Source organism: Paenibacillus sp. USDA918EY (assembly GCF_009870825.1).
Taxonomy (GTDB): domain Bacteria; phylum Bacillota; class Bacilli; order Paenibacillales; family Paenibacillaceae; genus Paenibacillus_AQ; species Paenibacillus_AQ albilobatus.
On record NZ_WTWY01000002.1, the window covers coordinates 638,308 to 662,599 of the forward strand.

Consider the following 24,292-nt stretch of genomic DNA (forward strand, 5'->3'; position numbering starts at 1 on the left):
ATTTCGGGACTGGCTATCATCGCGTGAAGCAAGCGCGGCCATCGGCATTGGCCCGGAACCGAACAACGGTCCGTAACCGCAGGCCGTCCCCCCGCTTCATGCCTTAATCCGGATGTTCATTGCTCATCCATTGATCGACGTGAAGCGGCTCAGCGTAATCCTCTCTGGCGGATAATTTGCGGAGCAGCTCCTCGGCTTCGCCGCGGGAAGCAAAACCGCCCATGACAACGGCAAATTTGCCGTTTTTTGTTTTGATGACGCTGCTGCCGTCTCCGGCATACTGCTCCTCAAGGATCGCCAGCGCTTCTCCCTGCTCCAGTTCCTGGCTGCGGACAAAATAAACCTCATGCGCTTTTTCCTGTTTCGCTGCGCCAAACAGCTTCAGCTGAATATAGCCCGGCTGCCGGTATTCCGACACGGAATAATCGATGTTGTCGCCCAGCTCGACGACAAACCGGACCGCGGAGTCGTCCAAAATCACGTTGCTGTAAACGTCCTTTACATTGGAGAGCCCGCGAATGTCCCGCTCCAGCTTTTCCATATCCAGGTTCCGGACGCCGTTAAAGGTAAATATCAGGCGGTTTGGCGCTTCCTTGCGTTCGACCGTATAAGCCGGCGCGCTCGCCGTCCGTTCGCCATCGATCGTGAAATGGATGTTCAGCGAATTTTCCTCCGCCGTCGTGGTCACGGACACCCCGTCGGTGCGTTCGCCGCCGCTTCCCACCTGCAGCACTTTGACGATCGACCCGATGACCGGGACATCCGACAACGCCATGGCCACGCCGGGCACGTTCACCGTGATGATGAAAGCGGCGCAGGCCGCCACGAGAGCGGACGAGCCGCGGATCCATGCCATGTTCCGATTATGGGCGCGTCCCCGCTTCATGGCGTCCTGAATGACCCCGGAAAGACGGGATGGGATCTCGATGTCGTCATAGCGTTCTTTCCCCGTCATTGTACATCCACCTCTTCCTTGATCAAATGTTTTTTGAGTTTGCCCAAAATCCGGTACAGCTTCGTTTTGACGGTGTTTTCCGGCAGGGACAGCACTTCCGCCATATCCTTGAACCGTTTATCCTCAAAATATTTCAATATGATAAAAGCCTTGTCTTCCGGCTTCAGCTGATCCAGCGCGTCATACAGATCCCATTTCTCCTCCAACGAAACCGGGTCTTCTTTCGCCGCAAATTCCGCCGTGCCGTCTTCCGTATACGTATATTTTTTCTTTCTTTTCATATGGTCGAGCGCGCAGTGGATGACGATCCGGCTGATCCAGGTTTCAAAATATTCCGGGTTTTTCAATTTCCCGAACGATAGATATGCTTTGTACGTTGCTTCGGAGACGATTTCCAAAGCCTCCTGTTCGTTTTTCACGTAGCAGTACGCAAAGCGGTAGAGCTTTTCCTTGCAGGCTTCGATCCGCTCGCCAAACTGCCGCTCCGTGATTGCTCCCTTTTTGCTGTTCAGTTGATTCACCCCCTGACGACTTCAAAGGCGCGTTTCGCCCCGCGGTTCTCATCCCGGGCCCGGGTCTTTGAGTGCCGCTTATGCCCGTTTGACTGGGGAAACACCAAAAAAGTTTCAAATACATCATTGCGAATAAAAGGAAACCATCGAAAACGGATCGGAATCAGGCCGCAGCTCCGTCGATTTCGGTCGTAACTTTGGAGACCTATTTTATGTTATATACAATAAACGAATCCCTGAGCCAAGAGGGAAAAGGACGGGGTGACTCATGACGGAGGAAGTTAAGGAAAACAAGCGGCTGGAGGAGCTGCGGAAAAAACATGCGGAGCTATGGCAGGCATTGTCGGCGCTCCGGGAGGATCAAGCGGAACGTTTGGTGGACAGCTTCTCGAAGCAGATTCGAAAAGCCGAAGCCGACGGCAACCGGCAGGTCCGCAACGAAGCGAATGGCGAACCAAGCATCGGGCATGCGCTGCGCTCCCCGTGGTTTTACGTGTCGCTGTTCATCGGACTAAGCCTGCCGGTCGCTGCCTATATTGCATTCATTTATATGTCATTGTCGCTGGAGTAACTTATGATTTGGCAAATGCCTGTACCTTCGGCCTTCCGGACGCATACCTTAATCCAGAAGGGAGATGAAGGCCATGACCGTCCAGAACCATACGTTGGCCGCGGGCACTTCCCATGCCACACCTTATTACATCGTTCCGGGAGGGCGAAACGGTCCCGTCATGATGATTGTTGCGGGAATCCACGGCAATGAAACGGCAAGCATCCATTCCGCGCGCCAGCTGGTGGGACAGCTTCGGAATCGGCGGCTCCGCATTGCCCGAGGCAAGCTGATCATCGTGCCCATCGCCAATCCCCAAGCCTACCGCAAACGAATCCGCGGCGTTCCCGACCTGAACCGGACTTTTCCGAAAGGGCCGAAACGTCCGGCCACCCATCCGATGTCCCAAGCGATCGTTCAGCTAATGAAAACCTACAAACCTTCCTGGTATTTGGACCTCCATGAAGCCAACGGGCTGTCGAAGCACGACGCCAAGGTGCTTGGGCAGACGCTCGTCACCGACGCCGTCAATCCGGTCGTCCCCGCCGCCCGGCGTGTCATCCAACGGGTGAACTCTGCCCTGCAATCCCCTTCCCATCAATTCCACCTGCGCCTGCATCCGTTGTCGGGCTCGTCCCGAACGGCGGCGGCCCGCCTGATTCATGCCAAAACCGTTACCGTCGAAACGTGCTGGAGCCTTCCATTTCATGTCCGCAAATCTTACCAGATTCGGATTATCAAACATTTTCTCAGGGAGGCTGAAATGGTTTGATCCCGAATCGAAACCCAAGAAGACCCCTGACAAGTCAAGTCAGGGGTCTTTATACATGCTTATTTTCCTGTTAACAAACGGTAAATGACCTGGGCGCTTTCTGCGCGGGTTGTCGTTCCTTGCGGAAGGAGCAGACCGTTTCCGCTGCCTGTCAACAATCCCAGCTTGACTGCCGTTTGCACGGCTTCGCGCGCCCATGGGCTGATCCGGTCGGCGTCCATAAATACGGCATCTACGCCGGTCACGCCGGAATTTGCCGGGTGCTTCGCATGGTATGCTCTGACAAGCATCACGGCCATTTCCTCGCGGGTGATCACCGCGTTTGGTTCAAAGACGGCTTCGGAACGTCCTTGCACGATGCCCGCTTCATGCACGGCGGCAACGGACGCCGCATACCAAGCATCTTCAGGCACGTCGGCAAATGCCGCCGCCTGCTTCGCTTCAAGCCCCAAAGCGCGCGCGATCAGGGCGGCGAATTCCGCACGCGTCACGCTGCGCTGCGGCTCGAACCGGTCTGAGCTTGTTCCCGTTGCGATTTGGCGCAAAGCGAGGTAGGAAACGGCGTCAGACGCCCAGTGGCCTGCAGGCAGATCGGCAAATCCCTTCCTCCATTCCAAAGCCGCATACGTGCCAGGCTTCCGAATGTCTGCCGTTAGGGCTCCCCCGGCGTTCGAAGCGTCGCCGACCCATTCAACGGCGCCGTCGTCCGACACCCGATACATCGCCGTCATGTTCCGTTTTGCCTGGTCTTGAGTTTTGAGGCTCAGGCGCAAAGCCGGATGAAACGACGACAGCTCCTTCATCGTTTTTCCGCTTCCATCGATCAGCAGCAGCTTCAGATCATACCACTCCGATTGCTTCGCGAGCTGCGCCCCGGACTTCGCGCCCGCCTTCGACAGAAGCTGCTGCACCGCCGAAGCGTCGACGGCTGCAAGCTGCAGACAAATTTGCCAGCCTGGCGCTGCACCGTCGGCAGCGGCCCCAAGCTGCTCCAAAACGGCGGCCGGAACGGTTACCGTATCGGCACCGCGATTCACTTGGAGCGCCACGCCTTGCAGCAGGCTTCCCGTTTGAACCGGGAGCAGCACGCGATCGGCGCTTCCCGCATCAATTCCGGCAGTGCTGCCATTGCCGTGGTGGCTCGCTGCCGCTTTGATCTGTTCGACGGTGAACACGGCGGTTTTAGCATCCTTTTCGCTAGGGCTGCCGCCCGCGCTTGACGGAGTGCCGGAAGAGCTGGCCGGCGCACTGCCGCCTGCTCCGCCCGAACCTCCGCCTTCTTGGCCGCCGTTGCCGCCGTCCCCGCCTTTGTTGGACACGGTGACGGTGCTTTGTGCCTGATAACCGCCGTCGCGGGTCGTGACGGTTATCGTTGCGGTACCTGCTTTCAGCGGCGTTACGGTGCCGTCGGCATCGACTTTGGCGACCGTTTCGTCGCTCGAAGCGAACGACACCGCCTTGTCGGCCGCATCCTCCGGTTGAACGCGGGCGGTCAACGTTCCGACGGAGCCGCCTTCCGTCAAATGCAGCTCGTTCGGAGCAATCGTCACGCCGGTCACGCGAACCGGATTCGGTTCGCCTTCCTTCTCTTTGCGCGTAATGGCGAGCTCAATCGTTTTGGTTGCCTTTGCGGCCCGCCCTTTATCCTCGTACCACGGCAAGTTCAACGTTTCCGCGCTTGGCTCGGTATGGACGGAGAAGCGGTTCATGCCCGGAAGCAACGGAATGTCCCGGACCTCCACGTTCCCTTTGGCATCCAGCGCATCCGCCGGAATCGGCTGCCCGTTGATGGTCACGGCCGAACCGTATGGAACGTTGGCTTTTAACGTAAAGCGGTCCTCGGTCGTTTCGTAGGCGATCGCCTCCCCGTAGGAAGTCCGCGGAAGCATAACGATCATCGGCATATCCACCCAGCGCAGGACGTAATCGTTGACGGTCATCTTGTTGCCGCCCTCGTTTTTGACGGTCAGCTTCATGTTCGTATTTTCGGAGGAATACGCATAGTTGCTCATGTCGGAAGGATCGTCGGCCACGCGGGAATGGGAGGTCAGCGCTTCGGTATCCCAGGTTCCCCGCGTATATTTGTATTCGATCTGTTTTCCTGCCATCATTTTGAAATCGTATTCCACGATGTCCCGGGTGGTCGCCCCGCTTGGCACGTTCAGCTTCCCTCCGGCCTGGTTCCAGCCGTTGATCGTCCCCGCGATGTAAATATCATCCTCTACCGGCGTGTAGCTCGGCAAATGCAAGCGGAGCTTGACGTCGACCATGACGAGCTTCGGCGTCACCGTCTGCTCATTCGAGAAAGCCCGATTATAAAACGCATCGATCGCTGCGACCCGGTACGTGTACGTCGTGTCGTTGGTTACCGTAAAATCCGTGTAGCCCTGCGCCGAAGCATCGAGAACGGCCAGCTTTTTGAAATTCCCCCCGTCCTGCTTGCGGTAAACCTCGAATTTGAACGCGCCGCCCGCGTGGGTCCACGCCAACTGCGCGCGGCTCGATTCGGTGCCAATCGAAGCCAGGACCGGTGCTTCCGGCGGCGTCGTATTCACCGGGTCGGCATAGACATCGACATTTGCGGGGGCAGATTCCGAATATGTCTGTCCGTTGTCGGTGGACACCTTGGCGAAATAATGGAAAGTCCCGGCTTCCGTCGGTTCAAACGCAGCCCAGTACACCTTCCGCCCGTCCGGCGTATCTTCCAAATAACGCAGCTTGGTTTCGCCCGCATCCTCCTTGTTATCGCCTTCCTTGTAAAAAGCCAGCTTGGCGGCAGCCCCCGGCATTTCCTTTCCGGCGTAAGCAGGATGATCCGATAATCCCGGAATGTGGATCGTGACTTGGATTTGCGAAGTCGTATGCCCCGCCCCCAAGGTCACGGGCGTCGAGGTGCCTGTGATTTCCACCGATTGCACCGGATAAAAAGGCGTAGCGGATGCGTAATCGCTCAAACCGCTCTCCCCATCCGGCGTGACCGCCGTCACGGCATAATAATATTTCGTTCCGTTCAGTACGTTCGTATCCGTCCAGTCCGTTCCGTTCACCGTTGCGGCTTGCTCGAGCGCCCCGCCCTCGATCGGCGCGCGGTAAATGCGGTAAGACGCCGCTTCCGGAACGGCATTCCACGACAGCGCGACGGAGCCGTTGCCTCCGATGGCCTGCAGTCCGCTCACTTTAGGCACGGCCTTCAGGCTTGCATCCGAAGTCATCATCATGCCGCTCATCGCCTTGACTGTCAAACCGGCTTTTCCGTCCTTGAATTGAACCGTCGTGCCGCTTCCCAGCCGGTCGGTGAGGCTGATATCGGATGGCAGAAAACCGGCGGTGTCGAGGCTGATCGTCGCGTCGCTGCCGCCGCGGTTGACGATGACGAGACCCGCCTGGGCATCGGTTTTGCGCGCATAAGCGATGACGTCGCCTTCGTCATAGGCCACCTTCAGATCGCCCGTACGGAATACCTCGTTGTCGTTTCGGATTTCAGCCGCCTTTTGGTAGGTGGCCAGCAGATCCGCGTATTTCCCCGTTCCCGCATAACCTCCCCCGGTTTCGCTTACCCGTTCCCACGGGAACGTCCGGCGGGAGTCCGGATCTTTTGTGCCTTCCAAGCCTACCTCATCCCCATAGTAGATCGTGGGCGCTCCCGGGTAGCCCATCTGGAAAACGGCCGTCAGCGCCTGCATGCCAAGCGCCCGGTCCGACGGGCTTGGAGCGATCTGCAAATGCTCTTCTTCCCAGGACGGTTTGTCGTATTTGGTGATCGAGCGGATGGTGTCGTGCGAATCCACCAAATTCAGCATGACTTCCCACGCCTCTTGCGGATAATCCTCGCGGATCGATTCCAGCGATTCATGGAACTGGGCGGCGTTCCCGTTGAGGACAAACGTTTGCAAAGCGCTGCGGAAGCGGTAGTTCATCACCGAATCGAACTGGTCGCCAAGCAAAAACCTCGTCGCCACGCCCCACTCTTCGCCCAAAATGATCGGGTCGTCGATGGGCTCGCCGTTGGCGTCGGTCCGTCCCTCCGTCGATTTGACGGCTTTGCGGAACTGCTGCCACGTGCCCGAGGACACGTCAGGCGCAACATCCAGCCGCCAGCCGCGGGCGCCGAGCCATTCCCAGCGCTGGGAGTTGGCCTCCTGCATCCGCTGCGCCGCCTGGTCATCCGATAGGCCCGTCAAGTCATGGCCGATCACCTGATCCCGGTACCCTTGAACGTTCCATTCGTGGTTGCCGGACAGACCGTCCGCATCGCCGGCAGCCGGTTCGGGCGCGTCAATGACGGGCAGGGAGTCGAAACCCCACCAGCCTTCGTATTTGTAATGGCCGTCGACCTTTTCGTTCGATACCTTGAACCACGTCGTAAAGTCAAAGTCTTCCGGATAGGCGTAATGCTTGCCCGTCGCCGGATTGATTTGGGACGTAAACGAATCAACCACCTGCTGCTTGGCCTTCTCCAACGTCAGGCTTGAATCCGCATTCATTTTGTCGTAAACCTTCGACCAAAATTCGTAAGCCCCGATCTCCGGATATTTCTCATAACGGTCAAAATAAATGGAATCGTCGCCGACATGGTTAAACACGCCGTCCACGATCAGCCGGATGCCTTTGGCGCGAGCCTGTTTGGCAAACTCGGCAAAGACGCGGTCGGATGCGGTCCTCGTCGCTTCATAGTTCAAACCGGAAGTCGGGTCGCCCGGCTTGTTATACACCGGCTCGCCGAACATCGGATCCAGATGCTTGTAGTCGGTGGCGTCGTACTTATGGTTGGAAGCCGCCCAAGCGACCGGATTGAAATAAATGACGGTAACGCCAAGCGATTTCAAATAATCCAGCTTTTTCGCCACGCCTTGGATATCCCCGCCGTAAAATTCGTTCGTCCACACGCCGTCGGACTTGGCATCCGGGAAATAAGGCTTGTTTTGCGGGAGCACGCGGTCCGGGTTTTCCGGCACGTCGCTCCACGAGCCTGCAACATCCTCCGGCACGGGGTCGCCCGGGACGCCGCCATCGAAAAATTGGAGCTTATGCCCGTTTTTCGCCGTCATCGTTTCGCCCGGCATGGCGCCGCCGCGGTAACCGTCCACGATTTTCGCCCGGTTGTTGTCCGGGTTGCCGTCGAGGAACCGGTCCGGGAAAATCTGATACACGACCGCGTTTTTCATCCAGTCCGGCGTTTTAAAATCCTTTTTGTACACGGTCAGCTCGTACGGAAGCACCCCGTCGTCAGCCGCCGTGCCTGCTCCGCCGCGGTTGTTGTCGTCCCCGTACTCCACTTTGGCCATCCCGTCGACGAGAATGAATTTATAATTCCATACGCCGATGCCTTGAAAAGCCGTTTTCGGAATCGTGGCCTCCCAATAGTCCAGCCCGCCAAAAGAAGTCGCCACATGCATATCGTAAGCGGAAGACATCCCCTCGGGATTCGTCAGCTCCACGCGCGCGACCTGGACGTCCCCCGCCTCGGCGGCGATCCGCAGCGTAACGTCTTCCGTTTGCTCCTTGACGGCTCCGAAAGGCTTTTTATAAGTCATCTGACGCGAATCGAAATACAGCTTGCCCTTGTTGATTTTGCCGTCGTAGGCGGCGTCGGAAGGCATGTAGTTGGTCGTCAGCACCGGTTTCGGCTGGCTGAGATCAATGGAAAATATGACGTCGGACGGATCCAGAACGTTCAAAAGGAAATTGTTGCCGTTGTCGTCCCCGTAATTCGGGGTTCCATCCCACCGGTCCCCCAGCACCACCTTCATCTCGTATTTGCCTGCAGGCACCGGGCGCTGCAGTTCATACACCGAACCGTCAAACCGGGTATCGACGAACATCTGCTTCGCTTCGCCCGGAGCCCACTCGTTTTCGCCGAACAGCTTTTGGATATTGCCCACCAGCCTCGGCCATTCGGCTTCGGTCAGCTTGGGCGCATATTGCGGCAGGCCCTGCACGTTCGGCAGATTGATGCGCGCCCGGCCAAGCTTTTCGTTGACGTAAATATTCACCTTTGCGGGCGCATCCAAATCGAACGCAAAATTGTTGCCATTGTTCGAAAACCCGTCCCAAGTGCCGCTTTTGACGATTTTGAACTCATGGTGGCCCGCATCGAGGACCGTCGAATATTGATAAAAATCCCCCGTCAAATGCTTCATTCGCGTCTCTTCGGAGCTGTTGTTCCAGCCCTGGAAGCTGCCGGCGATCACCCATTTGGACGCGCCTCCCGGTTGATCAACCAGCGGGTCGGGCGTCAGCCCGGAGAGACCGGCCTTCGCCGCAGGTTCTGCGGACGGCTGTGCCGAAGCTGCGGCCTCTACCGTTATTTTGCTGTCAGGGCCGTCCGCCGGAGGGTTGCCCGGGTCGGAAAAGCGGATGTCTCCCGTCCCTTCGGAAGAAGCGACAAACGCATACGTATATTCCCCAACCGGAAGCGTCTCCGTCGCATAGCGATACGTGCCGCTTTCGAGCGCAAGCGGGTGTTGGTCCGCTCCCCCGGAAGCGTCAAAGCTTCCCGTCGCCTTCAACACAGGGGTATAAGACAGGCGCAAAATGCCTTGATCATCGGAGGTAGCCGTCAGGGGCGAACCGCTTTGCTGCACGCCGTTGACGGCAATCGCGTAGGCGTATTGCTCTCCGGCTTGCAGCCCGGGGACTTCAGCCGTGTATGTACCGTCGTTGTCCGGATCGGTTAATTCCGCCGTCTCATTCCATCCTGCGGATGCGCCTGAAGCCGTGACCTGAATCAGCGTTTGCGGCAGCCGGAAATAAATTTTTCCTTCCTCCGCGTACGTGCTTTTCGGCCCCGCCTCCGCCGCCTCGGCCAAAACCGGGCGGAAAACGCCGGCCATCAGTTCGATTGTCATCATGACCGCCAATAGCAAAGACAGCGCGCGGATTGGTTTTTTTCTGCGATAGCTCATATAAGGCCTCCTTGATAAAAATGATGATCAAAATCTGCTTCATTCATTGAGCAAACGTTTGCACAAACGCAAATAAACCTCCTTTATTCATTTTGTATGTCAAACCCTGATGCTTGAAATCAAAACTGATTTCATCTTATTATGAAAACGCTTACCCGTCAATCGGCGCCAAGTTTTTTTCTTCCGGCATTTTATCGGCATTTCGCCATCCTTTTTTGCATCTTTCGGGCAATTGGTATTTTCGGGGAATTCCCATATAATAGCGTAAGTATTCATTTGGATCGCAAGTTGGATTCGAAAAGGGGGACCCTGTTTGAAGAACCGGACCGCATTTACGATTTTGCTTATTTTAAATATTTTATACGGACTCACGCTGCTGCTTTACCCCTTCATGCTGATCATCGTCGCCTTTTCGTTCGACGACCCCGCCGGGGCCCACAATGGGTTTGTCTACACTTACGTTGCGATCCTGTTGAGTTATCCGCTGGGCCCTCTGCTTTCGTTTATATGCTGGTTTTTTTACCATCGTTTTGCCTTCAAACGGGCTTATGCGACGGCGAATCTGACCCTGCTGTGGGTCATTGCGTTCTGTCTGTGTTTGCCGTTTTTCGATTAACAAAACATGCCGCAACATCACTCCGCAAGGTGGGGCTTTGGCTTCGAAGGCAGATTGAGATACGCTTTCGGGACCGCGGAAACATTATACATTCTTACAGATCAAAAAAAGCTTCCGAAAGAACCGGCCGCCGCCGACTTTCTGGAAGCTTTTGATCTATGGGTAACCCCGTTCTTTCTACTCTTGCTGCGATTTCGTATACTCCTTTTTCGCTTTATACGCAAAAGCGGCATACACGAGAATCATGATCGGAATGACCGCCCAGCTAAACCCTCTCATAACGGCGAACGGCGTTTCAAACAGGAAGGACCTCCAAAATTGCGACCCGCTCATCTCCCATAACCCCGGTGTATAGTACAGCAGCTTGGGCTTCACAATAGCGGTCACTTGAATCGCGCCCGTCGAAATCAAAACCGCAAAAAGCGGAATGAAGCTGCAAGCCAGCGACAGCCACATATCCGAGATGCGTTTGTACCTCGCCGCTTTCGAATTGACGTCGGAAAAAATGTCTTCGTCTCCCCAGTCGCCCGTTTGCTTAAAATATTGGGCTCCGGATTTTTTCGTCCCGGCAACGTGGGTCCAGCCGCAGTCCTCGAACAATGCCTTGTAGTCCTCAAAATCCCGACGGGTTTTAAAGGTCCGGTAATCGATGCGGTAATTGGCCTCCTCCGGTTTTGCAGTCTCAAATTCATAAGTCATCGATTTATTGACCAATCGGTATCCCTGACGGGCCATCTCGTTTAACCACTGTTCCTCACGGTCGAAATTCGTAAAAAATTTCATCTTTTTCATGGCGGTTCCTCCTTTCTTACGATCCCATGATCGCGTTTGTCACTTCAATCATATGTTTCATCCGTTCAAAGTCCTGGCGCAAAATGGCAAGCCCCTGGTCGGTAATGGCGTATACCTTGCGGCGGCTGTCCTCGCTTTGGACCGGCTGGATCCATTTCTGCTTCAGCAGGTTTTCCACCGCCCCGTACAACGTTCCGGCAGCCATCCGCACCTGACCGGCGCTCATCTCCTCCACCTTTTGCATGATCAAATACCCGTGTGCCGGTTCGCGCAAAGCGAGCAATATATAATAAACCGTTTCCGTCAGCGGCAAATGTTTGTCTCTGCTCAACAAAAGTCCCCCTTTTATTCAGTTCCTCTTTATATCGTATAACTGTATAGTTACACTATATATAGTTCGACTGTATATTGCAACTGTTTTTTATCGGGAAAACAACTCATTCGAAGGAAAGGGGTAAAAGTATTTCATGCCCGAAAAAAAAGCGTGCAGGGAAGCGTAACACGCGTAGCCCTCGTAGAGCCGGAATGCCCAATGGGAACGACGTAAGCGGTACATGCTCACGGCATGTGCAGGCGACGATATTTTGCAACGGCTCAAGCCTCAGCTTTCTTCCTTCGGGAAAGGGGCTGAGGCTGCTTAACGTGCCGCCGCTTCTTCTAACATAAGCTCGTAGATTTGATCGATTGCATATTTGATAGTATATTTTAAAGTGTTGAATCTCGTTTATTTCGGTAGAATTTGCGACTTTATGCCGATTTCAAGGCGAAAATTAATGAACATGAACTGGAGGAATTATGGCCCGTCCCAAGAAACAAAAAAGCGTTTACCGTAAAATCGTGCTTAGCCTGATCGGCGTCATCGGAGTCTGTCTTTTGATCGCAGGATCCTACGCCGGATATTTACATCAAAAAGCCATGTCAGCCCTACATAAAATTTCGGCCGCCGAATACCAGGCCCCGCAGCGGCAGGAAACGGAACATCAGGTGCCCAAAGAAGAGTTCGAAATCGAAAACATCAGCGAAAAAGATTTAAAGCCGGTGACGTTTTTGTTTGCCGGCGTCGATAACCGCGAGGGAAGCGGCGGAACGATGAATACCGACGTCATGATGATCGCGACGCTGAACCCGAAGACCAAATCGGCAAGCTTGCTGTCCATTCCCCGCGATCTTAAAATTACGCCGGCCGGCCAATCAAGCCATAAGGCAAATTATTTCTATGCGCATAACTACATCCAAAACAAGGCGACGGCAATGGCCGAAACCAAGCAATTGTTCGGGGACTTGTTTCACATCCCGATCGATTACATGGTTCTCATCAATTTTGACGGCTTCCGCCAGGCGGTAGACGCCGTAGGCGGACTCGACATCGATGTCGACATGGACATGCGGTACAACGATACGGCGGACGGGACCCATATTAACCTGAACAAAGGACCGCAGCATCTCGACGGCAAACAAACGCTCGACTTCGTCAGGTACCGCAAATCGAACGACGGAACCGGACCGTCTTCCGATTTCGACCGCAACAAACGCCAACAGCAGGTGCTGAGCCAAATGCTCGACAAGCTCACTTCCCTGAACGGCATCGGCCAATGGGGAGACATGCTGGACATTATCGGCGACAACGTTAAAACGGATATTCCGGAGGACCAGCTAAAACGCTGGCTGCTCAATTTCAAACAAATGAAGCCCGACGCGACCAACATGCTGACCGTGGAGGGCGACTGGAAAAGTCCGTTCGTGTATTGGAACAAGGAAGAGTTGACGCAGGCGATGGACGCCCTGTATTCCAATTTGAATTTGAAGCCCAAACATAAAATCGATCTGGGCAAACATTTAGGACTGTATACGAAACCGTCGAACTGACCTATCGGCAGGCATACGCGACAATCCACAACCGCACCCGGTTGTGGATTATTCGTATGGGCCGGATGAAACGGACGATTCGGGCATCCGCCGGGTTCGCCCGCCGCTGAACCAGCCCGGCCGTCACGCATCTCGGAACCAAACCGGCTCGATCCGTTTACATCCCCTCAATCACTTCCTTAAGAATGACGGCCTGGTTCATCTTTTCATCCTTTGCGCCGTACACCAGCGTTACGGCATCGGTTTCGGACCATTCCTTGATTTGGTCCAGGAGCTTCCGGGCTTCTGCGTGCTGAAGCTCTTGTAAATAATTTTGTTTGAATGTTTCATAATTCTCGGGCTTATGGGCGAACCATTTGCGCAGCTCATGGCTGGGCGCGATCTCTTTCATCCAAATGAAGATCGATGCCTGTTCCTTCGTAAGTCCCCTCGGCCAAATCCGGTCGACCAAGATTCGTTTGCCGTCGGACTTGCCGGGAGGTTCGTAGACGCGTTTGATTTGAATGGACATGATGACACCCTTTCTCGTTCAGCCTTATGTGTAAAATTATAGACCTTCGTAAGGGGGTTATACACTTCAGCTGCCGGTTCCCTACTTCGGCCGTCGATGACAAAATGAAAAAATGGGTATCCCAAGCCAAAGGCCTTAGGGATACCCTCATTTTTTTCAACGTTATTAGACCCTGGATCCGATCCTGCCGAATTACATGCAGTCGGCTTACCGGACAAAGCCTGGTCTTTTCCCTTCCGCAAGAAGCCCGTTAATGCGTTCGATCAATGCCGGAAGCTCGGCCATCGTGCTGATCGTAAAATCGGCTCCGTGCTCCATAAATACCTGCTTCGTTCGGGCGATCGCCGCTTCTTTTTCCGACGCGGACAAGCCATGGAACTCCTCTTCGCCCAGTCCCATTTCGGAACTTCCGACCGCGACGCCTACCGACCATACGCCGGCTTGCACGCCCTCCTTTATATCCGAAGTGGTGTCGCCTACCTTGACGACTTTCCAAGCCGCGGACAATTTGAGATGTTCCATATTGCGGTAGATCATGTAAGGGTAGGGTCTTCCGTACGACCCGGTATCGTCAGGCGTCACGACATGATCCGGAGCGTATCCTTTTTCCTTGGCGCCCGCTACGACCACCTCCATCATGGAGCTTGTGTAGCCGGTCGTCGAACCGATTTTCAAGCCTTGGGAACGCAGCGCCTCCACCGTGTCGATGACGCCCGGGATCGGATTCGTGTATTCGGATAAGGAAACCATCAGTGCCGGTTCGAATTCGGCGTACAGACGCTGGACGTCTTCCTCGTTAAAAGCTCTGCCGTAAGCTTCTTTCCACAGCGCCGATACTCTCGGCATGGACAGCATGGCGCGGATGTGGTCGATTTTCAGCATCCCCATCGGTCCCCGTGCTTCTTCCATCGTTACTTCAATGCCTGCATGCTTAAAAATGTCCACGAATACGTTCACCGGCGCGAAACAGCCGAAATCCACCGCCGTTCCGGCCCAGTCCAAAATAACGCCTTCGATGTTGCTCATCGTCCCGTTCCCCCCATGTATTCTTGAATGATGCCGCATAAGCGCTCGATGTCTTCCGGATAAATCTCGCCGATATTTCCGATCCGGAACGTATCGACGTCCGTCAGTTTGCCCGGGTAAATGACGTATCCCCGTTCTTTTACGAAACCATAAAAGTCTCCAAAGTCAAAGTTTTCGTTCGGGAACAAAAAGGTCGTGATGATCGGCGACTGCTTCTCTTCCGAAATATAGGCATGAATGCCGATCTCCGCAAGCTTCTGGCGGAGCAGGCGGTTATTTTCGCGATAACGCGCATGCCGTGCAGGTACCCCGCCCTCCTCGAACAGCTCATCCAACGCTTTCGCAAAAGCCGCCACGACGTGGGTCGGAGAAGTGAACCGCCATTTGCCGTCCTTGTCCATCCCCTTCCACTGGTCGTACAAATCCAGGGACAAGCTGCGGGCGACGCCTTGGCGGGTGTTCAGTTTTTCCAGCTTGGCGATTACGAATCCGAAACCCGGAACGCCCTGAATGCATTTGTTGGCGCTGCTGATCAGATAGTCGATGCCCAGTCCCGCCACGTCGATGCCGATGCCGCCGAAGCTGCTCATCGCGTCGATGATGAGGGTTTTCCCGTATTCCCTGGACAGCCTCGCTACCATCTCCAGCGGATTCAAAATGCCTGTCGTCGTCTCGCAGTGAACCATCGCGATATGCGTAATTTCCGGATCGGCCGCCAGGAAGGCTTTAAGCTCCGCTTCCTCCGGCTGCTCGTTGTAACTCACCCGGTATTCTACATGGTTCAAGCCGATATATTCCGCCATCCGGACGATTCGTTGGCCGTAAGCCCCGTTCGTTACGATCAATATCTTGTCGTCATCCGAAACGGCCGAGGTCATTACCGATTCCACCGCAAACGTTCCGCTGCCCTGCATCAGCACGGCGGTATATTCATCCGAACCGGCGCCGGCAAGCGCCAGCAGCTGCGATCGGATTTTTTGCGTAATCGATTTATAGTCGTCGTCCCACGTGCACCGGTCAAACAGCATTTCTTCCTTCACCGCGGCGGTCGTGGTAAGAGGTCCCGGGGTTAACAGCTTGTAGTCGTTCATTTTTCTTGGCTCCCTTGTTCTGGTTTATTTCTTCGGCAAAATCGTTATTGGGCTGCTTTGAAAAATTCCTGGTGTTTCTTCAACAATTCGACGGTCAACGGTTCGACGAATTTCATCGGATGCGCAGGCTGATTGGCGTTTTCCACCGTCTCGCCTTTGTACAGCGCCACCGGATAATTGGTGATCAGATCCTTCCGCGCGTCTTTGATGATCGTTTCCGCCATTTTCATCGCCAGGTCGGTCACGGCATTTTTCTTGTCCACTACCGCCACGGATTCGGTGAGCGAAAAGTTGCCTTCAGCAGGGTCCACGTAGTCGATCGGCGCGCCGGACGCTTTCGCTTTGACGGCCTGATGGCGCAAACCGAAGCCTGCCGCGACCTCGCCCGCCTGCACCTTTTTGATCGGGCCGGAGCCGGAGCTTTCCAGATGCGGGCCGACGTTGGCGATCAGGTCATGAAGAACCGTTTTCCCTTCTTCCTGGCCGTATTGGCTAATGATGGCTTGGACGAGCAGCCAGCCTGTCGAGGAATCCATAATGTTCGGGATTGAAACCAGGCCTTTGAATTCGGGTTTGGTCAGGTCCTTGATCGACGTCGGCATCGGCAGGCCTTTTTGCTTCAGCACTTCGGTATTGACGAAAATCGAACCGGTGTTGGCCAAAATCGGCGTAGAATAGGACGGGTAGGATTCCAGCGCATCCGTTGTAAACGACAGGTCCTTGTACATGGAATACTGGCTTTGCGAGCTTTCGATAAAATAAGAGCTCATCGTGATGAGATCGGCTTCGATCTTGCCGCCTTCGGCCATCAGCTTGCCGCCGAGCTCCGAGGTGCCCAGCGATTGCAGCACGTATTTGCCGTCATATCCGGCGTTTTTGAGCGCGGCTTCCATGGAGGCGACGGCCTCTTCGTCCGCGTTCGTGTAAATGACCACTTTTTTCGATTCTTCCGCTTTTCCGCTGCCGCAGGCTGTCATGGCAAGCACGAAGCCGATGGCGAATAGCGTAAGCAGCATACTTTTGATCGTTTTGGACATCGTAAATCCCTCGCTTTTAATGGTGGAATAGTTGCGGGAAAGACCGCTGCGGGTATGGATCGCGCTCTCGATCGCTGCCCGATTTTGGACTAAATTAGTTTGCTGACTTTTTGCGAAGTGGCCGCTGCGGGTACGGATCGTTCTTCCGATCGCTGTTGCCTTTGGATTTTTCCTGACTGGAACTTTATTGGTAAAATCCAACGACAAAGCGTATGCTTCCGATGCTAGCTTTCTTTCAGAAAGCTTTTAGGCGACCGCTGACGCTTCTTCAGATCGATTCCGTCCCCTCCGCTGGTCTTTCCGCATGTGCGGAAAAGTATTAGCGCACCGCCCTCCTCCTCTGCATCCAATCGCACGCGACCTTAACCACCAGATTGGTGAAAAAGATCAGCAGCGACAGCACGAAAATTTCGTTGAACTTGGCGAAATGCTGCAGCTCCTTGATTTTGCTCGCCACAACCGAGGTTTGCGCCGACACCAGGAAAATGATCCCGCTGATCGTCACCATCGAATTGACGAAGTAATAACCGAACATTTCGATGACCGCGGACGCCGAGTTCGGCAGCACCACCCGGTACACCGTCTTGAACCAGCTGTCCCCGAGCAGTTCGCCCGTCGTCTCCCAGGACGGATTCATCTTGGAGAGAGCGTTTTTGGCCATCATGTACGGCGTCGTAAACAGGTGCACGATGTTGCACAGCACCAGGATGGTGAACGTGCCCTTCAGGCTGCTCCCGTTAAACAAAAGCAGGTACGAAATCCCGAGCACCATTCCCGGCACCGTATTGGTGACCATCGACACGATGTCGGTGGCGGCTTTCGCTTTAAGCCGGGTGCGCACGTTTAGCAGCGCGGCTCCGTATGCGGCCAGTGTCCCCAGCAGCGCAGTCAGCAGCGCGACCCAGAGCGAATTTTTGTACACGCCCGTCAAATCGCCGGATGCGAATACATCGGAAAAATGTTTGAACGTAAAAGCTGTATCGTAAGGGAAGCCGTTCATGAACGGCGCCACGAACATCACCGCAAAAACAGAAAGTATACCGACCACGATGGCGGACGAAAGAATGCCCAATCCCGCATCACGAACCCGATGTTTCGGCAGCTCGATGGCATCGATTTTGTCATAATGGAAATTCAGCTTGTCCAAGTACCGCAGCAGCCAAATCCCGAACGCGGCCGGAATCAGCATCACGACCGCGATGACCGCCCCCTGGTTGAAATCCGGAATGGAACCAAGCATCACCTGGTAAAGCTGGGCCGCAATGACCGGATACGTTCCGCCTACCGAAGCGGGGATGCCGAAATCGGTGAAGCTGAGGATAAAAGCGAGCACGAATGCTCCGCCCAACGCGCCCACGAGCGGCCGCAAAACCGTATTAAAAAAGCTCCTTGCCATCCCGTCGCCCATCAGCTTGGACACGATGATGAATTTTTTGTCGACATAGCCGAAAGCATTATGGATCAGCAGAAAAGCAGGCGGCAGCGTGTAAATGATGTATCCCGTCAATAGGCCGTTAAAGCCGTATATTTCAAACAGATTGCGCCCGATCAGCTTCGTGATCAGCCCTTGATTTCCAAACGAATACATGATGGCAAACCCGTAAGTGATCGTCGGCAGCAGCATCGGCACGAGGATGGCGGTTTTGAGAACGCCTTTGATCGGGCGGAAGATCCGGGTACAGTGAATGGCATAAGCCAAAATGAATGCAAGCGTCGTTGCGATCACAGCCGAAACCGCCGATACTTTGACGCTGTTCAGGGCCGCTCCGACCATGTCCCGCCCTTTCCACACCGCCGCATAGTTTGCAAGCGAAAAACCCTCGCCCGTTTCAAAGGAACGGATCAGCAGAACGAGCAGAGGCAAGAACAAAAACCCGGCGAAAAAGAGCAGCAGCAGAGCGAATGCGACACGCATTTCGGTTTTGACTTTATGCATACATCTCACCGAACAGGTTAAAAATGTTTTGCCGTTTGATCCTCAGCTGCTTAATGATGAACTGCTCGACGAATTCGTTGGCCGGTCTGCCGATGATGTCCTGCGGTGCGCCGAACTGGGCGATCCGGCCCTGATTGATGATCAGGATTTTGTCGGACATCGTTAAGGCCTCCTCGGGATCATGCGTTACGATCAGCGTCGTCAACTTGAATTCCCTCGCGATCGATTGAATCCGCTGCTTGATCGACTCCTTGATGACCCCGTCGAGCGCGCTGAGCGGCTCGTCGAGCAACAGCAGCTTCGGTTTCGCGACGAGCGTTCTCGCCAGCGCCACCCGCTGCTTTTGTCCGCCGGACAGCTCGCCGATTTTTTTGTTCAAATGCGGAGTCAGCTCCAAAAAATCGATATATTCCTGAACCTCCTTGGGGCTCACCAGACCTTTTTTATTTCGCAGCCCATATACGACGTTCTCGTAGGCGTTCAGGTTCGGAAACAGGGCGAAATCCTGAAACACGATGTTGAAGCCGCGCTTTTTCATCGGGACGCGGGTCAGGTCTTCATCGCCGAAAACGATGCTTCCGCGGTCGGCCCCGGTCAAGCCCAAAATCAGGTGAAGCAGCGTCGTCTTCCCGCTTCCGCTCGGACCGAGGAGCGACATAATTTCCCCCGTGCCGATCTCGAAGCTGATGTCGTCCAGGACGGTTTTACCGTCGAATTGTTTGCCAATATGCTGCAGCTTCAGCAAGCCGCCCACCTCCTTACACACAACCCCAGTATAAAAACCGTATGTCAACCCGAATACGCGAGTGTGTAAATTTTGCGTAAATTATGCATAACTTCTTCATAACTTTTGACTAACTTAATCCGTGATCGAACGGTAAAACATAACGATCTATGTAAAATCTATTGAATCCCCGGAAGGCTGAAAGTACACTGGAATTGTTTCGGTTCGAAACGTCAACGTCATATATTAGCGGGTGAAAGCGATGCTGCCACTGGAGAGGCAAAAGAAAATTCTCGACCTATTAACCGTCAAAAAAGTGCTTAAAATAACGGAGCTGACCGAGGAACTCGGCATTTCCGTCGATACGCTCCGCCGGGACATTAACCTGCTCGCCAGCGCGGGGAAAATCGAAAAAATCTACGGGGGCATCAAGCTCGCGGACCGGTTCGGGGAATCCTCGATGGACGAGCGGATGGTCAACCATTTGGAGGAAAAGGAGCGGATCGCCCGCAAATGCAGCGAATGGATCCAGGACGGCGACTGCATCTATATCGACAGCGGGTCGACGACTTACCAGATTGCCAAATACATCAAGGATAAAAAGAACCTGACCGTGATCACGTGCTCCGTTCCGGTCATCCAGGAGCTGATGGACACCGATGCCGAGCTGATTATCATCGGGGGCAAAATCCGGAAGGAAGAGCAGTCCGTCGTTGCGTTCGATTATATTTTCAATTTTCACGAGCTGAACGTCCGGAAAGCTTTTATCTGCTGCAGCGGCATCACGGTCGAAAGAGGGATTTCGGATTATAATCTGGAGGAAGCCGTCACGCGCAAAAAAATGATCGAGCTCTCCAAAGAGGTCATCGTCGCGGCCGACAGCACCAAATTCGGCAAAGACGTCACGGTTGCCATCGCGCCCCTGGAGCGGATCGACACGATCGTGACGGATGCCCATGTAGACCGCAGCTTCCTGACCAAATTCAAAAAAACGGGGACGAATCTTGTCATCGCGGACTGAACATAAAGCCTGCTGTTCGAGGTATGGAACTCATATAGCGGGGCCTTCACTGCCCGTTCATGCCGACATCAAGCGATGCAAAGCTGCCTTCCAAAGAAGCGTCCAACGAAAAAGCAAAATCCGATTCCGCGTTAAGTCAACGAATGAATCGGATTTTTGTTTTACTTATAGGGATTATGGGCTCCGGAAAAAACGCTGGATCATAAATGGGATCCGCCCGTAGCATCGATCATCTGCCCCGTAACCCATCGCCCGTCGAAAGACGCGAGGAACGCAACGATGTCGGCAATATCCGACGGTTCCCCAATTCGACCCAGTGCGGATATTTCCGTAGCATACCGTTGTCCTTCGGGAGTATACAGCCAGGATGCGTTAACATCCGTATCGACGATACCGGGAAGAACCGCATTTACTGTTATGCCTCGCGGACCAAGCTGCTTTGCAAGTTGAAAGGTGAACGTATTGATCGCTCCTTTGGTAAGGTTATAAGCCATCAATTCCGGCATGGCAATTTTAGTCACTCCAGAGGATATATTAATGATCCGTCCTTCATCACGCAGACGGGACAACGATTTCTGCACGAGAAAAAACGGGGCTTTGACGTTAACGGCAAATACTTCGTCAAAAGATTCTTCTGTTGTTTCTTCAAGATTTTTTGAGGTACCGATTCCGGCATTGTTGACCAAAATATCAAAATGATGGCTGCCGGTTCGCTCTACAAGCTGACCGTCTAACGATTGAAGCAATTCTTCAACACCTGCCACGGAGTTCAGGTTTGCGCCCAGAGCAAATGCTTGCCCCCCGTTTGCTTCAATGGCGCTAACCACTTCCTCCGCCGCAGCAAAACGATTGCCGTAATGGACCGCAACCAAAGCCCCTTCTTCTGCCAGCCGCAGCGCGATTCCCCGGCCAATGCCCCGACTTCCTCCGGTTACCAATGCCACTTTTCCTTCCAAACGATTCATTTGTACCACTCCTTATAGTTTGATTAATGACACTCTATACCCTCCACCATAGGGGAGAGTCAACACGTCCAAAAAAAATCTTCCATCATTCCTTTCGCACGGAACAATGAAAGACTCGGCTTTTTATATTTTTTCAATCGGAATGAGCAATTCAGCCCTCCGGAGCTTCCCATACAGATCTTGATCTGCCGTCAAATAAATTTCCCGGATCGGTTCGGCTTCGTTTGGCCGATATCCGTTTGACGATATCCATGTTGCAAGTTCAGTTAAACCCGAGCAGGAAGAATGATACGGGTCACACCAGTGAACCAGCGAGGCAGCTTGTTTTAATTCCGGCCAAAAGTGGACGTTCACTCTGTCACTGCCCGGAATATGCTTTGCAACGGGTAAAGCGACCTCTACATCGATCAAATCCTCTTCGAAATCGTTGCTGTGCCATTGAACGGTTAAAGAGCGGTTGTCATCCTCCCGATGCTCACGCACATATTGTTTAATTTCATCCAATAGGAGACATAAGTGCGAGCGCGGAATCGTATCACGAATGGATGCGACAAGCTGGGATTTTACGTTTCGAATGACGATCGGGACTGTTGATGGTTGTTCGTCTAAGTCTTTCATACGCTCTAGCCCCAAATTGATCTCCTTCAACCGGCTTTGTGCTTCCTCGATGAATTGCTGCAGTTCCAGCTTCTTGGCAATCAAAGATTTTTTTACTTCGGCCGGCGATACATCTTCAACCAATAACGACTTAATCTCTTCCAGAGTAAAACCCCGGTTCTTTAGATCGATGATTCGTTGTATGACTAACAGTTGTTCCGCTGAATAATATCGATAGCCGGAATCTTCATCGATCGTGTCCGGTGTTAACAAGCCCCGCTGATCGTAATATCGTAATGTTTTGACAGAAACCCGGCTTAATTTAGAAAATGTACCGATCTTAAAAATCTTAAACTCTCCCCTTTCTTAGGTCGTTTACTTCACTAAAATTTTTATTTCCTGAAAGTGGAATGAGGTGGCCGCTTGTATTCAAGTTATGTTCATTACTTCGATCTTTGGTTCAGCAAAACCTCTAACCAATCATTCGTCCCCTTTCGCAGAGCAACGTTTCTAACCTGATCGAATCCAATGCTCCTGTCATTGGAAATAAAGGTAGACAAAAGGGTTGAAAACAATTAAGTTAATACTTATTAAAAATATTATAAAAAGTCGGATCGGGGTGATTTCTCTAACTCATGAGTCCTATTCCCAACAATACGACGCGAGTCAAAAAAATGAACCGGGAGCTGGTACGCCAGGCTCTTAAAACGATGAAACGGGGCACGAAAGCCATGGTGGCACAGGCTACGGGTTTAAGCGTCGCCACCTGCGGCAGCATTCTGAATGAGCTTTTGGACGCCGGGGAACTGCTGGAGCTGGATATGGAGGAATCAAGCGGCGGCCGTCCGGCCAGGGTATACCGGTATAATATGAACTTCTCTTATATTGCCTGCATCATCATCAAAGCCGGAGTAAACACGCACTCGCTTACGTTTACGGTCGCCAACCTGGCCGGGGAACCCGTGGAAGAAGGATACCGCGAATCCAGACGGGTGGACGCTGCAGTGATCGAACGGCTGATTGATCAGCTCATCTCTAAATATCCGCACATCCGGGCGGTTGGCATCGGCGTACCGGGTGCCGTACATAAGGGAGTCATCAATCTCGGCGATATTCCGGAGCTCGTTCAGGTCCCGCTGGAGGCCCTCATTCGCGAGAAACATGGGGTCGAGGTCATCGTCGAGAACGACATGAATTCAACCATGTACGGATTTTATCAAAAGCAGGAATACGATGAAGAAAAGTCCGTTGCCGTTGCCACTTTTATCGAAGGTTATTTTCCGGGGGCCGGCTTGATGGTGGACGGGCAAATTCACCGGGGGAACACCCGGTTCGCGGGGGAGATCTCCTTTTTGCCGTTTGGCTTCACCCGCGAGGAGCAGCTGCGGCGGCTGCACGACCGCAAGACATTTCATCCGCTGGCAGCACATACCGTTTCGAGTCTGGTCGCAGTGATGAACCCGGCGACGGTAGCTTTAACGGGGAGCCTGGTACAGCCCGCCGATTTGGAGCCGATCCGGCAGGAATGTTTGAAATATATCCCGGAAATGCATATGCCTCAGCTGACGCTGCTGGAGCATCCGGACGAAGACTACATGTATGGGTTAATCACCATGACGTTGGAAAGCCTCTCCTATTCGTTAAAGCTGGTGGAGAAACGGAGGTAGGGCGGAGTCGGAGCCGTGGCCAAATATTTCGCATCATGACAAGAGAGGAATGGATGGATAACATGAAGACGGAAAAACAAAAGATGTTGGACGGCGAACTGTACATCGCTGCAGACCCCGAATTGACGCGCGACCGGGAATATGCCAGAAAAATGGCACGATTGTATAACCAGACGACGGAAACGGAAACGGAACGGCGAGTACAAATCCTTAAGGAGCTGCTCGGATCGACGGGGGAAAACCTGAGCATGGAACCGAACATCCGATTTGACTACGGGTACAATATTCATGTCGGAGAAAACTTCTATGCAAACTTTGACTGTACCATCCTGGATGTATGCGAGGTGCGCATCGGGGACAATTGCATGTTCGGACCCGGCGTTCACGTCTATACCGCTACGCATCCGGTGGATCCTTATGAAAGAATCAAAGGGCCCGAGTACGGCAAACCGGTCACGATTGGAAACAATGTATGGATCGGCGGAAGAGCCGTCATTAATCCGGGCGTAACGATCGGCAATAACGTCGTCGTGGCTTCCGGAGCCGTGGTCACGAAAGATGTTCCGGACAACACGGTCGTCGGCGGCAACCCGGCAAAAGCGATTAAAAAAATCCATGCCACAGACGTGGATTCGTTAACACCTTAATCCATAGCCGGAAAATATACAGACATGCAAACAAAACGGACCTTTCCCCAAGCCGCATGCGGCAAGGAAAGATCCGTTTTGTTCATAGCGAACCCTAAATGA

The 24,292-nt window shown here is 53.7% G+C and carries 20 protein-coding genes; 7 read left to right on the forward strand and 13 right to left on the reverse strand.

Annotated elements, in window-relative coordinates; genetic code table 11:
• Nucleotides 1-103: 103 nt before the first annotated feature.
• The gene (locus tag GQY55_RS07025; protein WP_160039554.1) at nt 104-955 is read right to left on the reverse strand and encodes a hypothetical protein; all 852 of its coding nucleotides are present in this window, start codon (nt 953-955) and stop codon (nt 104-106) included.
• The gene (locus tag GQY55_RS07030) at nt 952-1,476 is read right to left on the reverse strand and encodes a sigma-70 family RNA polymerase sigma factor (protein WP_160039556.1); all 525 of its coding nucleotides are present in this window, start codon (nt 1,474-1,476) and stop codon (nt 952-954) included. Before GQY55_RS07030 ends, GQY55_RS07025 begins: the two co-directional genes overlap by 4 nt.
• 259 nt (nt 1,477-1,735) lie before the next feature.
• On the opposite strand from GQY55_RS07030, the gene GQY55_RS07035 reads away from it, so the two are divergent.
• Together GQY55_RS07035 and GQY55_RS07040 are read left to right on the forward strand one after the other, a co-directional pair.
• Complete coding sequence (locus GQY55_RS07035) at nt 1,736-2,038, forward strand: hypothetical protein (RefSeq protein WP_160039558.1); 303 nt, start codon at nt 1,736-1,738, stop codon at nt 2,036-2,038.
• 64 nt (nt 2,039-2,102) lie between these two features.
• The gene (locus tag GQY55_RS07040) at nt 2,103-2,789 is read left to right on the forward strand and encodes a succinylglutamate desuccinylase/aspartoacylase domain-containing protein (protein WP_268894994.1); all 687 of its coding nucleotides are present in this window, start codon (nt 2,103-2,105) and stop codon (nt 2,787-2,789) included.
• Between the two features lie 59 nt (nt 2,790-2,848).
• On the opposite strand, the gene GQY55_RS07045 is transcribed toward GQY55_RS07040, so the two are convergent.
• A complete protein-coding gene (locus GQY55_RS07045) occupies nt 2,849-9,694 on the reverse strand; it encodes an alpha-amylase family glycosyl hydrolase (protein ID WP_160039562.1) in 6,846 nt (2,281 codons plus the stop codon).
• Between the two features lie 313 nt (nt 9,695-10,007).
• Between GQY55_RS07045 and GQY55_RS07050 the strand changes: the two genes are divergently transcribed.
• Entirely contained in the window at nt 10,008-10,310 is a 303-nt protein-coding gene (locus tag GQY55_RS07050; protein WP_160039564.1) for a hypothetical protein, read from the forward strand.
• Nucleotides 10,311-10,487: 177 nt separating this feature from the next.
• Here the strand turns inward: GQY55_RS07050 and GQY55_RS07055 are convergent, their stop codons facing one another.
• Together GQY55_RS07055 and GQY55_RS07060 are read right to left on the reverse strand one after the other, a co-directional pair.
• Complete coding sequence (locus GQY55_RS07055; protein ID WP_160039566.1) at nt 10,488-11,102, reverse strand: DUF2812 domain-containing protein; 615 nt, start codon at nt 11,100-11,102, stop codon at nt 10,488-10,490.
• Nucleotides 11,103-11,118: 16 nt separating this feature from the next.
• Entirely contained in the window at nt 11,119-11,433 is a 315-nt protein-coding gene (locus GQY55_RS07060) for a PadR family transcriptional regulator (RefSeq protein WP_160039568.1), read from the reverse strand.
• A gap of 464 nt (nt 11,434-11,897) precedes the next feature.
• Between GQY55_RS07060 and GQY55_RS07065 the strand changes: the two genes are divergently transcribed.
• On the forward strand, nt 11,898-12,968 hold the full coding sequence (locus GQY55_RS07065; RefSeq protein ID WP_160039570.1) for an LCP family protein: 1,071 nt from the start codon (nt 11,898-11,900) through the stop codon (nt 12,966-12,968).
• Nucleotides 12,969-13,125: 157 nt separating this feature from the next.
• Here the strand turns inward: GQY55_RS07065 and GQY55_RS07070 are convergent, their stop codons facing one another.
• From GQY55_RS07070 to GQY55_RS07095, 6 genes are all read right to left on the reverse strand, one after another.
• Nucleotides 13,126-13,479, reverse strand: coding sequence for a DUF488 domain-containing protein (locus GQY55_RS07070; RefSeq protein WP_160039572.1), 354 nt, complete (start codon nt 13,477-13,479; stop codon nt 13,126-13,128).
• A gap of 207 nt (nt 13,480-13,686) precedes the next feature.
• Entirely contained in the window at nt 13,687-14,505 is an 819-nt protein-coding gene (phnX, locus tag GQY55_RS07075; RefSeq protein ID WP_160039574.1) for a phosphonoacetaldehyde hydrolase, read from the reverse strand.
• Nucleotides 14,502-15,596, reverse strand: a complete 1,095-nt coding sequence (gene phnW / locus GQY55_RS07080) for a 2-aminoethylphosphonate--pyruvate transaminase (protein WP_160039576.1) — start codon at nt 15,594-15,596, stop codon at nt 14,502-14,504. The genes phnX and phnW overlap by 4 nt, the downstream gene beginning before the upstream one ends.
• Before the next feature lie 44 nt (nt 15,597-15,640).
• Entirely contained in the window at nt 15,641-16,633 is a 993-nt protein-coding gene (locus tag GQY55_RS07085; RefSeq protein WP_160039578.1) for an extracellular solute-binding protein, read from the reverse strand.
• 319 nt (nt 16,634-16,952) lie between these two features.
• On the reverse strand, nt 16,953-18,569 hold the full coding sequence (locus GQY55_RS07090; protein WP_160039580.1) for an ABC transporter permease subunit: 1,617 nt from the start codon (nt 18,567-18,569) through the stop codon (nt 16,953-16,955).
• The gene (locus tag GQY55_RS07095; protein WP_160039582.1) at nt 18,562-19,314 is read right to left on the reverse strand and encodes an ABC transporter ATP-binding protein; all 753 of its coding nucleotides are present in this window, start codon (nt 19,312-19,314) and stop codon (nt 18,562-18,564) included. The genes GQY55_RS07090 and GQY55_RS07095 overlap by 8 nt, the downstream gene beginning before the upstream one ends.
• A gap of 241 nt (nt 19,315-19,555) precedes the next feature.
• On the opposite strand from GQY55_RS07095, the gene GQY55_RS07100 reads away from it, so the two are divergent.
• A complete protein-coding gene (locus GQY55_RS07100) occupies nt 19,556-20,314 on the forward strand; it encodes a DeoR/GlpR family DNA-binding transcription regulator (RefSeq protein WP_160039584.1) in 759 nt (252 codons plus the stop codon).
• 200 nt (nt 20,315-20,514) lie between these two features.
• Here GQY55_RS07100 and GQY55_RS07105 read toward each other — a convergent pair whose 3' ends face one another.
• Both GQY55_RS07105 and GQY55_RS07110 read right to left on the reverse strand, forming a co-directional pair.
• Nucleotides 20,515-21,279 carry an SDR family oxidoreductase gene (locus GQY55_RS07105; RefSeq protein ID WP_160039586.1) on the reverse strand — a complete coding sequence of 255 codons (765 nt, stop codon included), beginning with the start codon at nt 21,277-21,279 and terminating at the stop codon, nt 20,515-20,517.
• A 123-nt stretch (nt 21,280-21,402) separates the two neighbouring features.
• Entirely contained in the window at nt 21,403-22,224 is an 822-nt protein-coding gene (locus GQY55_RS07110; protein ID WP_160039860.1) for a MerR family transcriptional regulator, read from the reverse strand.
• Nucleotides 22,225-22,511: 287 nt separating this feature from the next.
• Here GQY55_RS07110 and GQY55_RS07115 point away from each other — a divergent pair, with 287 nt between their 5' ends.
• Together GQY55_RS07115 and GQY55_RS07120 are read left to right on the forward strand one after the other, a co-directional pair.
• A complete protein-coding gene (locus GQY55_RS07115; RefSeq protein WP_160039588.1) occupies nt 22,512-23,543 on the forward strand; it encodes an ROK family protein in 1,032 nt (343 codons plus the stop codon).
• Between the two features lie 62 nt (nt 23,544-23,605).
• Nucleotides 23,606-24,190, forward strand: coding sequence for a sugar O-acetyltransferase (locus tag GQY55_RS07120; RefSeq protein ID WP_160039590.1), 585 nt, complete (start codon nt 23,606-23,608; stop codon nt 24,188-24,190).
• Nucleotides 24,191-24,292: the final 102 nt, after the last annotated feature.